The organism is Desulfitobacterium nosdiversum, from assembly GCF_049860565.1.
Taxonomy (GTDB): domain Bacteria; phylum Bacillota; class Desulfitobacteriia; order Desulfitobacteriales; family Desulfitobacteriaceae; genus Desulfitobacterium_A; species Desulfitobacterium_A nosdiversum.
This window is the reverse complement of record NZ_CP172056.1, coordinates 1641153-1653610: the sequence shown is the minus strand read 5'-3', so window position 1 is coordinate 1653610 and position 12458 is coordinate 1641153. Positions and strand designations below refer to the sequence as shown.

10 protein-coding genes are annotated in these 12458 nt (G+C 44.9%); 1 reads left to right on the top strand and 9 read right to left on the bottom strand.

Annotation, left to right across the window (positions count from 1 at the left end; all coding sequences use genetic code 11):
• Positions 1 to 15: 15 nt before the first annotated feature.
• The 5 genes from rsmH to ACHOLT_RS07835 form a co-directional block, all read right to left on the bottom strand.
• Positions 16 to 948, bottom strand: a complete 933-nt coding sequence (gene rsmH, locus ACHOLT_RS07855) for a 16S rRNA (cytosine(1402)-N(4))-methyltransferase RsmH (RefSeq protein ID WP_425807044.1) — start codon at positions 946 to 948, stop codon at positions 16 to 18.
• 17 nt (positions 949 to 965) lie between these two features.
• On the bottom strand, positions 966 to 1397 hold the full coding sequence (gene mraZ / locus ACHOLT_RS07850; RefSeq protein WP_425807936.1) for a division/cell wall cluster transcriptional repressor MraZ: 432 nt from the start codon (positions 1395 to 1397) through the stop codon (positions 966 to 968).
• A 221-nt stretch (positions 1398 to 1618) separates the two neighbouring features.
• Complete coding sequence (locus ACHOLT_RS07845; protein WP_425807042.1) at positions 1619 to 3076, bottom strand: sigma-54-dependent transcriptional regulator; 1458 nt, start codon at positions 3074 to 3076, stop codon at positions 1619 to 1621.
• Between the two features lie 2 nt (positions 3077 to 3078).
• On the bottom strand, positions 3079 to 5217 hold the full coding sequence (locus tag ACHOLT_RS07840) for an ATP-binding protein (protein ID WP_425807041.1): 2139 nt from the start codon (positions 5215 to 5217) through the stop codon (positions 3079 to 3081).
• Complete coding sequence (locus ACHOLT_RS07835) at positions 5214 to 6224, bottom strand: ABC transporter substrate-binding protein (RefSeq protein WP_425807039.1); 1011 nt, start codon at positions 6222 to 6224, stop codon at positions 5214 to 5216. The genes ACHOLT_RS07840 and ACHOLT_RS07835 overlap by 4 nt, the downstream gene beginning before the upstream one ends.
• A 76-nt stretch (positions 6225 to 6300) precedes the next feature.
• Here ACHOLT_RS07835 and ACHOLT_RS07830 point away from each other — a divergent pair, with 76 nt between their 5' ends.
• The gene (locus ACHOLT_RS07830; protein WP_425807037.1) at positions 6301 to 6441 is read left to right on the top strand and encodes a hypothetical protein; all 141 of its coding nucleotides are present in this window, start codon (positions 6301 to 6303) and stop codon (positions 6439 to 6441) included.
• A 37-nt stretch (positions 6442 to 6478) separates the two neighbouring features.
• On the opposite strand, the gene nrfD is transcribed toward ACHOLT_RS07830, so the two are convergent.
• The 4 genes from nrfD to ACHOLT_RS07810 are packed head-to-tail and all read right to left on the bottom strand — an operon-like array spanning position 6479 to position 12114.
• On the bottom strand, positions 6479 to 7672 hold the full coding sequence (gene nrfD, locus ACHOLT_RS07825; protein ID WP_425807035.1) for an NrfD/PsrC family molybdoenzyme membrane anchor subunit: 1194 nt from the start codon (positions 7670 to 7672) through the stop codon (positions 6479 to 6481).
• A gap of 1 nt (position 7673) precedes the next feature.
• Complete coding sequence (dsrO, locus tag ACHOLT_RS07820) at positions 7674 to 8279, bottom strand: sulfate reduction electron transfer complex DsrMKJOP subunit DsrO (protein WP_425807032.1); 606 nt, start codon at positions 8277 to 8279, stop codon at positions 7674 to 7676.
• Positions 8272 to 8967 (bottom strand): TorD/DmsD family molecular chaperone, encoded by a 696-nt coding sequence (locus ACHOLT_RS07815; protein WP_425807030.1) that lies wholly within the window; start codon positions 8965 to 8967, stop codon positions 8272 to 8274. The genes dsrO and ACHOLT_RS07815 overlap by 8 nt, the downstream gene beginning before the upstream one ends.
• A 15-nt stretch (positions 8968 to 8982) precedes the next feature.
• On the bottom strand, positions 8983 to 12114 hold the full coding sequence (locus ACHOLT_RS07810; protein WP_425807029.1) for a molybdopterin dinucleotide binding domain-containing protein: 3132 nt from the start codon (positions 12112 to 12114) through the stop codon (positions 8983 to 8985).
• Between the last annotated feature and the right edge of the window lie 344 nt (positions 12115 to 12458).

The window sequence follows — 12458 nt, the reverse complement described above, 5'->3', positions numbered from 1 at the left end:
TTCCACTTTAGACCGTTAAAGTTTCTCAGCAATTCTGAGTTTTGCACTTCGTGAACGAGGATTCTCCTCGATTTCTTCGCTCGTGGGTAAAATAGGCTTGCGTGTAATGACTTTAGCTAAAGGTTTAGCCCCGCATTGACAGATCGGAAACTGGGGCGGACAAGTACACCGACCGCGCCAGGCATTCATTTTATCTTTCACAATCCGATCTTCCAGAGAATGAAACGTAATGACACCAACCCGGCCACCCGGAGCCAAACACGCAATAACCTGATCCAAGGCTCTCTCTAATACCCCAAGCTCATCGTTTACAGCTATCCTCAATGCCTGAAATGTTCGTTTGGCCGGATGCGGGCCCTCCCGACGCGCGGCAGCAGGTATTGCCCTTTTAATAACCTCGACAAGCTCACCCGTTGTTGCGATTTCTTTTTGTCCCCGAGCATTGACGATAAACTCGGCAATCCGCTTCGACCATTTTTCTTCGCCGTATTTCCAAAGGATCTCTGCGAGTTGTTCGGCACTCCATTCATTAACCAGCTGTTTTGCCGTTAAGGTATTCTCAGGATTCATCCTCATATCCAACTCCGCATCCTGCATATAACTAAACCCTCGCCCCGCTTCATCAAGCTGCGGAGAAGAAACCCCCAAATCAAAATAGATGCCATTTACGGGTAAAAGCTGAAGCGATTCCAAGTGCTCTTGGAGACGTTCAAAATTTTGATTGACCAAGATCAGCCGCGGATCATTGTAAAAAGCTTCCTGCGCATTAGCAATCGCTTTCGGGTCCTGATCAAATCCAACTAATTTTCCCTCAGCGGACATTTTTGACAATAAAAGGCGGGCATGACCTGCACCACCCAAAGTACAATCAACATAAATTCCCGATGGGTTATTCAACACTCCATTTATTGTTTCGTTGAGCAAAACAGTGATATGATGAAATTCCAAGGTTTTCGTCCCCTTTTTTATATTCCGAGGTTTACCAAAGATTCTGCCGCAGCAGTATAGGCGTCTTCAGCCTGCTGGCTATAGTCTGTCCAAAGTGCCTGACTCCAAATCTCTACCCGGGACGAGACTCCTACGAGAACCACATCTTTTTCCAACTGGGCATATTCCCGCAAATTTGCAGGAAGAAGGATTCTCCCCTGCTTATCTACTTCACATTCTGATGCCCCGGAAAAAAAGAAACGGACGAAAGCTCTGACATCTGGCTGGGTAAAAGGCAAAGCGCGGAGCTTTTGTTCAAGCGCTTGCCACTCTTCAGCAGGGTAAATGAACAGACAGTGATCTAAGCCTTTGGTCGCGATAAACTTCTCGCCTAAGGCTTCGCGGAATTTAGCTGGCACGATAAGACGGCCCTTTCCATCGATCGTATGGAGGTACTCCCCCATGAACATCACTGTCACCCCACTCCGGTAATAAGTCGCTCCACTTTCCCCCACTTTACCCCACTTATTCTCTATTTAAAGGAATTCTCCTGCTTCCTCTAACACTTTTTTTCTGAAAACATGAAGATTAGGAAAAAAGTCCTAGGTTAATTTAACTTAAAAGCAAACAATTGTATCTACATAAAAAGGCATCCGAATTGGATGCCTAAATGTCAATGATCAAATGCAATTTATTGATGCTTCCTGTACTCTTCAATTTTTCGATAGAGATTCCTAACACTTATCCCCAGAATCTTAGCCGCCTGGTTTCGATTCCCCCCTGTTTCCTTCAAAATCCCGAGGATATAGGCCCGTTCCACAGAATCTAAAGCTGGACGTTCATCTTTGCTTAACAGAGTTAAAAACTCTTGAGCAAGTCTTCCGTTTTCCATGTCCTCATTCCGCTTTCCACTCGTTTGCTCTGTATCCTCTATAAGAACAGTCTCCTTCGCAAAATCAGAATTACTCTTTTCCTTATGCCCTTGCCCCGGCCAAAGGTCAGACGGATAAATCTCAGGGCCCTCTGCCAAGATAACAGCGCGCTCAATTAAGTGTGCCATTTCTCTAACGTTGCCCGGAAATTCGTACTGAAACAAATCTTGTTTCGCTTTATCCGATAAATAACAGACTGTGGAATCAATTTTCGTCTTTGTTGTTAAAAAATATTCAGCTAAAGGAATAATATCCTCTCGACGCTCTCTCAAAGGAGGCAGATTAAGCGTCAATCCATTTAATCGATAAAAAAGATCTTGCCGAAAACGCCCCTTTTCTACCTCATGCTGCAATTCGCGATTGGTCGCAGCAATAATTCGAACGTCGACACGACGCAAACGGGTATCCCCCACTCTGCGAAATTCTCCGGTTTCCAAAAAGCGCAAGAGCTTAACCTGGAGTTGAAGCGGCATTTCCCCTATCTCATCCAAGAAAAGTGTTCCCCGATCCGCCATCTCAACCAGCCCCATTTTAGCCGTATTTGCTCCCGTAAAAGCTCCCTTTTCGTATCCGAAAAGCTCGCTTTCCATAATTGCCTCAGGAATAGCCCCTGAGTTTACGGGAATATAGGCTTGATCTTTACGCGCTCCCCAAACATGCAAAGCACGGGCAAAGAGTTCTTTACCCGTTCCGCTCTCTCCTTGAATCAAGATAGGCGTATCGACCTGGGCCATTTTTCGAGTGAGCTCTTTTATCGATTTTAAACCTTCGCTCTCACCTATAATTTTCGGCTCAAAATTCTGCCGGTTGACGACTTGCCGCAACCCCGTATTTTCAATCAGCAGTTTGCGTTGCTCCAATGCCTTTTGGAGGGTAATTTCCAGCTCTGATAAATTGCACGGCTTGGTAAGATAATCGAAAGCCCCTGATTTCATGGCCTCTATTGCCGACTCTAAGGTCCCGTGTCCGGTAAGCATAATAACCTGCAAGTCCGGCTGACGCTGTTTTATCTGAGGAAGAAGCGAGAGCCCATCGCCATCCGGCAAGCGTAAATCCAGCAAAACAACATCAAAAAGATGATCTTGAAGCAGGGATATACCGGTCTGGGCCGTTCCTGCCTGATGAACCTCGTAGCCATTACGGCTCAGGCGTTTATCGATAATCGCACGAAGACCTTCTTCATCATCAATAATAAGGACTTTATAATGATACTTCATAATCATCCCACCTCCTGATACGGCAATGAAATAACAACTAAGGTTCCTTCCGATACTTTGCTTTCAATGTTTAACTGTCCCTGCATTCTCTGAATCATGCCATAACTTATAAAAAGCCCTAGGCCCGTTCCATGGCCGGCAGGTTTTGTCGTAAAAAAGGGATCAAAGACCCGTTGTAAATTTTGACTGGATATCCCCTCGCCGTAATCTTGAACTTCTACTTTAATTTCACATTCCTTGTGATACGCCCGAATTTCTACTGTTTTTCCTTCCGGGGAAGCATCAATAGCATTCGTTAAAATATTCAGCAGGACCTGCTGCCATTCATTTTCATTGCCTAAAACCCATAACCCGGGCATTATTTCTGTTTCAATGGTCAGTTTCTTTTGCTTAGTACGCTGAGCCAACAAAGCCACAATTTGCTGTATTGCTATTCCCGCATCCAAGATATCCCGCCCCGCTTCACCGCGGCGCGCGAAATTCAGCAGCCTCCCTGTAATATGCTTACAACGCTCGATTTGCTCTGAAATAATTTTCAGGACTTGCTGAATTTCCTGCTCATTCGGGGCTTGATTCTTCTTTTGCATACAATCCAGCAAATCCTCGCTGTTTGCCGCAACAATAGCTAAAGGATTATTGATTTCATGCGCTACCCCAGAAGCCAGCAGGCCGACAGCGGCCATTTTCTCCGTTTCAATCACGCGGGCCTCCATCTTCACCTGCTGTGTTACATCGATAAGCAGGAGCAGATGTGATGCCCCTTCCGAATTTCCAGAAGTTAATGAATAATACATGGGGCGAATATAACGCCTTTCTCCCATAACCTCGAGAGGAACGACCTGGCCATTTTCGAGCAGAAGGCAGTTTATTCCTTCCCCCCACAGAACACTGTCGCAGGGTACGTGCCACAGATCATCCGTTCCGAACCAATGGGCAAAAAGAGGATTCCACCAAAGAATTTGCTTTTCTTCATTAAGTAAAGCCATTCCTGCCCCGATTCCGTTGACAACCGTTTTGAGCAATTCCTGTTCGGCTTTTAAATTTTGATTTTTTTGAAACAGCTCATTCAACATTCGATTAAACGCAATGACAAGCTGCCCTATTTCATCCTGACTTTCTTGCGGTATCTCTGCTCGAAGGTCATCAGTCGAGGCAATACGTCTTACTCCTTCTTCCAAATGTTCAATGGGGCGGGTCAGCTTTAACCCAAAGAAGATACTGATTAACGTTACCATAAAAATCCCCAATGCCAGGATAATCAACACACGCATGGCAAACTGTTGAATCGGGTTATAAGCCTCGCTCACAGGCTGCTCAATAAATACTCCCCAACCTGTAATTCCAACCGGGGCAAACGTTCCAATCACTTGAACTCCTTCAGGGTTTACATATTCATTCCCTTCGTGAGAAGGAGAAGATCCACTTAAAAAATTCTTGACTGCCAAATTCTTCTTCACATTTTCCTGAACAAGAACCCGGCTAAAGTCTGTATGTCCAATCAGATTTCCTTTTTCATCGGTTAAATAAATATACCCTGCCCGTCCAATCTGCAAGTTTGTAAACTTAGTAACCAGACTTTTGAGGTCAGTTTTAGCCTGCAAATATCCTGAAATTTTCCGAGTCTGAGGATCTTGAATTTTTACCGTTAAGTAGATCTGAGGACGGTTATCCGAGGAGAAAAAAACGCGGCTTAAAGAAAATGTGCTTTCAGAAGTCATCTGTAAATTCTCAAGCATAGCATTTGCTTCATTAGGCAAGATAACTTCCCTTCGTGAAAGCTGTGTTATGACATGATAGTGTGCATCCGCAACTTCCAATTCCTCAAAGGCAGGAACTTCATGAAGCAGTGTCCCAAGAGCTGCATCACGGGCGCCCACATCATTTCCTACAAGAGTATACGCATTTGTTGAAGCCACGTGCGTAAGATTGACTGCCATGTTTGTAATATTGTCCTCGATTTGAGCGGATAAAATATGCGCACGTTCATAGTTTTGCTCTTGAATACTGCTTTGTAAATACGCCCGGGCGGCCTGAAAGCTCGCTAATCCAAAAATAGCGAGAGGCAAAATAGACATCAATACACCAAAGATTAGAACGCGAATCTTAATCCTCATCCACCAATGAAATTTTTCGTTGATCATGGCTGTATCACCTGATCCGCCAGGCTTAAGATGCTGGGCGAAGGGTGAATTCCAAGCTCTTGAGCCGCTTTAAGATTGACTGAAAAAACAATATGATCAGGGGTCTCGACAGGAATATCATTCGGTTTGTATCCCCTCAGTATTTTACTGACCATATGCGCAGACTGAACCCCCTGCTCCCGATTTGAAGTTCCATAGGATGCAAGACAACCTTCTTCCGTATCTTGCGGATACACTCCAAAAACAGGGAGCTTGCTTAATTTCGCACGATTGATGATCTCAGGGGTACTTGATTCCAAGAAAAACCCCGGGAGCAAAATAATGGCTTCCATTTGATCCGTTTGTACACTTTCAAAAGCTTGCTGAATCTCCCCGGAATTCATCACGGTATACATCTGAACCGATAATCCTAGAACCTGGGCGACCTTGTTCAGTTCTTCCTGGGTTTTTGTAAAAACAGGGACTCGAGTATCCCCGAGCACAGCCACCTTTTTGACTTTAGGCAAAAGCCGATGCAAAAGTTCCAAACGCTTCGGTGTTAATTCAAAATGATAATTATTCAACCCTGTTAGATTTCCTCCAGGCTGGGACAGGTTTTGAACCAATCCAATATCTACAGGTGAAAGTGTACCCATGAAAACAATAGGAACTTGAACCTTATTATTTGCTGTTACTTCCTGCAGGGTTTGTGCTTCGACTGCCCCTGCAGCGACAAGTACGTCCGGTTTTTCCTTTAAGAGTAAATCTCCCAGCGAATCCATCCTCTGGAGATCATTCTGTGCATTTTCAATATGATACTTTAGTTCCGCTCCTTCGGAATAACCTAATTGCTGGAGTTCAGATTTCAACCCCTCGACTTTGGTGAGTCGCTGATCGTTGGCAACCAAAACTCCGACTTTCCATACTGGAGATTTCTCGGCAGGAAAGCGAATTAAAACCGTCATTAAAATGACAAGAATAATTCCTGCGCTAATCACTGCGGAGGCGATCAGCCTTGTTCTTTTCATGGGTTCACCTTCCTTAACTCCAACCATCCATATTTTAAATCATATCATTAATATCAACTGCTCGTGCTAAAAGCTTATGGCAAAGCCGCTGATTACACTTATGCTTTCTGACAGTATAAAGAAAACTTGGCTTTCACCCGAAGACACTGTCTTCGCACTTGTTAGCTTTGCCCAGGTGGAAGCCTTAGTTGCACTTATAAAAAGACTGCGGCACTAAAAACCGCAGTCATCGACTTGCTTATAATCCCGCTCGTTTACTTCACAACAGCATTTTGAGCAGACATGAATTGTTTTTGGGATGTTGGGGGATTCTTAGGGAGACCGTAAACCGGAAGAAAGCGAAAAGCAAGGTAAAGGATAATCACTTCTGTTAAAGCAAAAAGTCCGATCATTAGCAAATGTTTGGGATCGGCAGAATAGGGGTTTAACCGATCCGTACTCAGCGGAAGTTGCTGCCCTCCGATAACAAAGTTGATCCGCATTGCAATAACCCCAATCAGGGTAAGTAAAGAACCTAAAGAAATCCATGGCAGGGATTCTTTTGTCCTTGAGAGCAACGTAAGGATAAACGGAACCAGTAAACCTAAACCAATCTCTACCCCCAAAAACATGGTTTTATGGCTGCCGTATAAAAAGAGTTCAGCTGCTGCATGACCTGCCGCATTCGTATAGTAGAGGACAATAAAATCAATAAACATGAGTGTACCATCGACAACAATAAACCACTTCATCAACTGGGCGATATCAAAGATCAAGGATTGACGTTCAGCAGTTAAAACTTTCTCGGGAGAAAGGAAGCGTTGGGTAATGATCAGGACTAAAATCAAAAGTCCTGTTCCTGATACCATCGCCGACATCAAGAAAATGAGCGGCATAAGGCCGGTATGCCAGAGCGCCCGGGCTTGAATATTTGCCAGAATAAATCCTGTATATCCGTGAACGAGCAATGCCAGGGGCACTCCAAGTGTTCCCAGTCTTTTAATCCACTTATCATCTTTGCTAATAGCTTGCCCTGACAGATCCATGCGGCCAAAGGTTAGGAATTGATATAACTTTTGTCTAAATCCTGTTAAGGATTGAGCTCCCTGCGCAAAGTCGCGGCGCATCATGAACCAAAGGTAAATCACGCTATTTAAAGGATATAAGGTCAGGAGAAACGTACCGTAAGAAATTGCGGAACGCGGGTTAAGGCGGAAAAACAGGGTATAGAAGCGTTGAGGCTGCTCCAGGTCACCGATTAAATGAAGCGGAGCAATCGCCAGCAAAGCAACTGCCATGACAACGCCGGCCTTAGCAATCGACTTATATTTTTTTATCCCAAATACGGTCCCTAAACTGGAGAGTACAAACGCACCGGCACTTAGCCCTGTATAGAAAAAATAAATGGCAATCATCACACCCAATTGAACGGGATGCTCAATGTTTGCGATATACGTAACATTATCCATCCTAGTTTCCTCCTTTCTCCAGGTTTGTATAACGCGCACCCATGATATCCCGGTCAGCTCCAATGTAATAAACCATCGGCTCCGTATTCATCTCAGGTTTTAAGACTTGAACAGGGTTGTTCGCTACAAGCTTAGCCACTAGACTTTGGGGATCATTTAGGTCGCCAAATACTCGTGCACCGCCTACACAAGTCGTAACACACGCCGGAAGCAAGCCCTCCTGTACCCGGTGATAGCAGAACGTACATTTTTCGGCAGTTTTGCGGATTGGATTAACAAACCGGGCATCGTAAGGACAGGCTGTCATGCAGTACTTACAGCCGATACAATGGTCATAATCAATTAAGATCGTACCGTCCTCCGTCCGGTATGTTGCCTGCACAGGACACGCTGCTAAACAAGGCGCATTGTCGCAGTGGTTGCATAAACGAGGCAAACGGAAACGCGTCACTTCCGGATATACTCCCTTCTCCATCTCCTTAACCCAAGTCCGAAAAACACCGTCCGGAACTTGATTTTCGATTTTGCAGGAAACGGTACACGCATTGCAGCCTACGCATTTGCGCAAATCAATGACCATCGCATAACGTTTCTTAGTCTCAGTCACATATGCCACTCCTTTCAATCGTTGTCGATAAGCTCTTGAACTCCTCCCGGCATAGCTCTAAGGCCAGGAGTGCAAAGTAAGAATAATACCCCGAAACCTCCACGTTTAATAGCTCGGTTGTAAACTGAGGCAGCCATTCCAGCAAATGATCCTTGAGTATGCTCTTTTGCAGATTGCGCAGCCCCCGAATCTCTTCGCCTTTATTTATAAATTTGTCTTCCAGCCGGCATAAATAGGCCATAAACGAAAGTTCCAGTCCAAGGTGATCCGGTAGCTGAGTTTCCTTGAGAGGCTCAAAAATATCTAAAGCCTTAGGATTAAATCCAGTATTTTCGTATAGATCGCTAAGCTGCTGGGCAGGAATTCCCCAATGCGATCCATATTTCATTTTTCCCTTCTTTAAGCGAACCGCTCCCCGAATAGCTGATTCATAAGGAGGGATATACCGTCCGGAAACAGGCACAAAGAAAAGATCATAGTATTCCTGCTTTAATTTCAATAGCTCCGGATCATTGGTTGGAAATTCTTGAAGAATCTTTTGTAACCCGAGGGCCTCCACTTTTATTTCTGCTTCTACCCAAAGCTGCAATACCTTTAGCTCCTCCAATGAAGGTTCTTGAAGAAATATTTTTGCCAAGAACTCATAACCTCGGGCACGCTCAATCGCATTTTCATCCACGCCTAACATCACTCAGCCTCCTTTCTAAAGCTTCACTAAACGCGCTTTAATCGTGTTGCGGTCAGAAGATCCTCCTACAAGATCAACCAGAGGGTGTTCATTTTTAAGGCTGATGTCGCGTAGAGCTAAAAGATTGAGAAGAACTCCTTTCCCTCCTTTGGGATCAGCCGGAACTGTTTTTCCATCTACTGTATAAGATTTTGCTCCCGCACCCCAATGTCCATAGCCATATTCCACCGCAATTGTTCCTTGCCGAACCCCCCGGCGAATTTTAACTCTTCCTTCTGCTTCACCCGAAGGGGTAACCAGCTTAACCTTATCGCCGTCTTTAATGCCCAAATTCTCAGCATCTGCTAGATTAAGCTCAAGGAAGTTCGTATCTTGCATATCCTTGAGAACGGGGATATTCGATAAATATCCGCCTGTGCGATATCGCGGCTTATAGGAAATGACTTGAAACGGCCAATCTTTATCCGGATAAACCTGATCTATTGTTCGTCCATCAGCAAACGCGGGGGGCTGCCAAGTTGCCGTACCGGGGAGTCGTTCACCTGTCATACTATTGCGTGTTGTCCCTAATTTTTCATTGTAAATATTAATGACTTTGGCAAATTTATTATGAAGAATTTCACCATCATAGTTTTTGTCGTAATCCTCAAACCGTCCACCGCGTGCAAGCAGGTAGTAGACTTTTTTCCATTCTTCAGGCGTCAGTGAAGATTGATATGCTTTTAAATCCTCTTCGAGACCCGATAATTTCAGCTCCGCCTCATCAATATCCGGAATAGGAGTTTCATCAAAGGCAACGTTGGCCATGGCCTTTAAAAAGAAATCGGCAGCGGAGTTCATCGGAGTTGCTTCACCCTGGGCATTAGGAATTGCTTTATCTCCTACCCCAGGCAAATTAAGGCGTTTTCCGACTTCAATCAAATAAGCCTCCAACGAATAGGGCTGTCCATCCTTTGTCTTCGGTACAAGAGGATCAATCACCGGGCGGCGGGCCCCATTTACCTTAGTAAGGATCAAATTCCAAACGGTGGGTATCCCCCAGCTTTCGTAAAACGTCGTATCCGGAATGATATAGTCGGAATATTGACTGGAATCTCCCATCATAACATCGATCCCGATAATCAGGGGAACATTCTTCGGGTTCGTAATATACTCCTCAACTTCTTTGCGGAAAAGGCCCGGAGTTGCATAGAGCGGGTTGGTCATCCACAGCATAAGAATTTTAGCCGAATACGGATAGCCTGCCATCATGGAAGGTATGACATGTCCCTCCAAAGAATCGGAAAGAGGAGTCCACGGCAGAGTAGCCGGATAGGGATTTTCACCCTTCGCTTGACGCGCTTTGAATTCTGGGGTGTCCTCGTACTTTCCACCCTCACGGCTGATTTTGAAGCCCTTGGCTTTTACCATGCCTGGGACAGTAAGGAGATCGTAACGTTTTCCTTGATCAACGGCGAGATATCCTCCGCCGCTCTTGGTCGAGCCTCCTTTGCGGTTGATATTTCCAACCAAGGCATTGAGCATGATCACAGCCATTGAATTATAAAAACCATTGGCGTGCATGGTTACTCCGCCGTGATGATCGGTTGCTGCTTTCGTCCCGTGGCTGAAAAATTCTTGGGCAAGCTTAAAGATCCGCTCTTTAGCGACACCTGATGCTTCAGCATATTGATCAAAGGTAAAGTGATTTGCTTCCTCCAATAAAATTTGCAGAGAGCTCTTGACAAGAACCTCCTGTCCCTCAATTGTCAGCTTTCCGTTGTAAAGCAGAACTCCTTCATCGCTTTCCGTATAATTCGCAGGATTACCCGTTGCTTTATCGATGACTACGTAGTTAATATCAATAGGTTGAGCATTGGCCTGTGCATTTGTTTCGGGTTGCAGAATTTGTTTCGCCTTTAATCCAATCTGCTCTGTTCTTAAAAACTTGCCATAATCCGGACGATTCGGCTCTTGGATCACGAGATACGTGGCATTTGTCCATGACGGATTTTTCTTTTTGGTTGCAGCGTCTTTACTCGGAGCTGACAGATATGCCTCATTTATTTTCTTTTTTTCGAAAGCCCAGCGAATCATTGCCATAGCCAAGGCTCCATCAGCACCGGGCCGCACCGGTACCCAAGAGGACTCTTCAGCATTAGGGGAAGTATACATGCCATTTTGCAGTACAGGATCAACGATCACCGCTTTCATTCCATTTTCAGCCTGAGCAAGAGCGGATTTCCGCGCCATGGGCTGAAAGGGAGCGCCCGCTTGACCCGGTGCATTGCCAAAGAACATGACAAATTCTGAACCCATATAATCCGCCTTCATATGGGGCTTTTTATCCCACGTATCGAGGAACGCCAAGAAGGCAATCCGACGGCTGGCACCGCAAATTCCCCCGTGCGCGAAAAAATTGGGTGATCCAAAAGATTGAGTAATGTAACGTTTGGGGAATTCCATCCGTCCATCATCACGTCCGCCGATAAACACAAGTTGATTTGCCTTCGGTCCCCATCCTGGCTGCTGAGGATTAAGCGGGGCGGTTTGATCATGTACTTGTCGAAGTCCTTCAATAGTCCCGGTTTCCCCAATTTCTTTAAAGAGTTCCCCGCCTTCAACGGTTTCCTGGATCGCCTGTTCCCACGTAATCGGTTTCCATTTTCCTTCGCCCCGTTTACCTGTCCGTTTCAAGGGAGTAAGAATCCGGTTCGGATCATAAACCATTTGATATGCAGCATTGCCCCGTTGACATACCGTTGCCCTTTGGGTATGTCCAAGCTCTTTATACTGTCCTAAACTCAGGTAGGAATCCATCAATGGCGTTGCATAAGGCAGATGAGGCTCGGCATTGCTTGGGTGATAGGGATTGCCTAATACCCTTAGGATCTTGCCTGTTTTCTTATTGACTTTAACCCGGTTGCCGCAGTTGCTCCAACAGCCTAAACAAACACTGTTTTTCAGTGTAATATCTGGATTTAAGGTAAGTTTTCCGGTCTTCGGGTCAATTTTCATTTCTGCAGGCAAGGCATCATGATCATAAGGCGTAGGGTTGTTAATTACCTCCTCCGCAAGAACCGCAGGAAGCATATTTTCCATTCCTAAGCCAGCAGCAGTAATAGTACCTACGGCAGCTACAGATTTCAGGAATTCGCGCCTATTCATTTCTTAATCTCCTTTCTCTTAGACCTGACATTTCAGGGATTCAAATAGATGATTTTATATAGAACAATCGCAACACTTTTCATTGCAAGATGCATACCAATTTTTGATTTTCAACTTTAATAGACCGTTTATCTGCATAAATCAAGGAACCACCAAAAATAACCTTAATCTTTTTTATTGCTGATGTGACAAAAAGGCATTTTAAAAGAGGTGACAAAAAGGCACACTGACAAATTGTCAGTGTGCCTTTTTAAAAGCGCAATATCCTCGAACCCTTCATCCTTAGCTTCTTCTGCTGGTATTTAGAGGTACATTTTTGTTCTTTTTCGTCTTCGTATCTTTAA

Coding starts and splice junctions, on each gene's coding strand:
- mraZ (WP_425807936.1), bottom strand. CDS start 1,397: ATGTTCATGGGGGAGTACCTCCATACGATCGATGGAAAGGGCCGTCTT.
- ACHOLT_RS07845 (WP_425807042.1), bottom strand. CDS start 3,076: ATGAAGTATCATTATAAAGTCCTTATTATTGATGATGAAGAAGGTCTT.
- ACHOLT_RS07840 (WP_425807041.1), bottom strand. CDS start 5,217: ATGATCAACGAAAAATTTCATTGGTGGATGAGGATTAAGATTCGCGTT.
- ACHOLT_RS07835 (WP_425807039.1), bottom strand. CDS start 6,224: ATGAAAAGAACAAGGCTGATCGCCTCCGCAGTGATTAGCGCAGGAATT.
- ACHOLT_RS07830 (WP_425807037.1), top strand. CDS start 6,301: ATGGCAAAGCCGCTGATTACACTTATGCTTTCTGACAGTATAAAGAAA.
- nrfD (WP_425807035.1), bottom strand. CDS start 7,672: ATGGATAATGTTACGTATATCGCAAACATTGAGCATCCCGTTCAATTG.
- ACHOLT_RS07815 (WP_425807030.1), bottom strand. CDS start 8,967: ATGTTAGGCGTGGATGAAAATGCGATTGAGCGTGCCCGAGGTTATGAG.
- ACHOLT_RS07810 (WP_425807029.1), bottom strand. CDS start 12,114: ATGAATAGGCGCGAATTCCTGAAATCTGTAGCTGCCGTAGGTACTATT.